We start from the raw sequence: 589 nt of genomic DNA on the forward strand, positions 1-589 counted from the left end.
GGCGGCGGACCGGCGGCTGGTGTCGGCGGGCCTGGCGACAGGGCGGCTGGTGCTGGCCCGGCTCGGCACCGGCCTGGTGTTGGCGGTGCTGGTCTCGGCGGTGGCGTTGCTGGCGCTGGCGGTGCGGGTCGGAATCGATGCTCCGGTGCGGGTGACGGTGGGCACGGTGATGTTCGCGATGATCTACCTGGCGATCGGGGCGGTGGTCGGCGCACTGGTGCCCAATCCGGTCAACGGCACCGTGCTGATCCTGTTCGTTTGGATCGTCGACGTGTTCTTCGGGCCGGCGATCGGTTCGGCGGAGCGGGTGGCCACCCGCGGGTTTCCCACCCATTTCGTGACGCTGTGGATGGTGGATGTGCCCTCCCGCCACGGCGGAAAGGTCGGGGACCTGGGATGGGCACTGGTGTGGATGGCCGGGGCTCTCCTCGTCGGGGCGGTGGTGGTCACCACCACGGTCGGCGGGGTGCGCCGCAGCGGTGGGCTCAGCGGCCGGGCCGGGCGGGCGGATCGGTTCGCGGTGGGGCTGGACATGGGGTTGCGGGACTGGCGCCGCAACCCGGTGCTGTGGGTGCTGCTGGTGGTGGTG

1 protein-coding gene is annotated in these 589 nt (G+C 72.2%); it reads left to right on the plus strand.

Annotated features, from left to right (window positions below):
• Positions 1 to 589: ABC transporter permease (locus CQZ88_RS27465; protein WP_258008826.1), on the plus strand; the 589-nt coding region annotated here is incomplete at both ends.

The organism is Rhodococcus sp. ENV425, from assembly GCF_002887785.1.
GTDB lineage: Bacteria > Actinomycetota > Actinomycetes > Mycobacteriales > Mycobacteriaceae > Rhodococcus > Rhodococcus aetherivorans.